We start from the raw sequence: 254 nt of genomic DNA on the forward strand, positions 1-254 counted from the left end.
ACTACTTCAACACCCGCATCGCCGGTTACGGCACCCGCGCCGACGGCTTCGCCGCTGAGCTGCTGAACGGCATCTCGCGTCAGCTCGACAAGGGAGCGTAAGACGGATGGCCGCCAAGATTAAATCGGGCGGCGCTGGCAACCTGCCTCAGGCCAACAGCGATATCAACGTTACGCCTTTCGTTGATATCATGCTGGTTTTGCTCATCATCTTCATGGTGGCGGCTCCGCTTGCCTCTGTGTCGGTGCCTGTCG

The 254-nt window shown here is 59.8% G+C and carries 1 protein-coding gene; it reads left to right on the forward strand.

Annotated elements, in window-relative coordinates; translation table 11 throughout:
* Positions 1-106 precede the first annotated feature (106 nt).
* On the forward strand, positions 107-254 hold a 148-nt coding region (locus tag CVH10_RS22485; protein WP_181244696.1), incomplete at its 3' end, for a biopolymer transporter ExbD.

The sequence above is a fragment of the Halomonas sp. ND22Bw genome, from assembly GCF_003011945.1.
GTDB classification, from domain to species: Bacteria; Pseudomonadota; Gammaproteobacteria; order Pseudomonadales; family Halomonadaceae; genus Halomonas; species Halomonas halophila.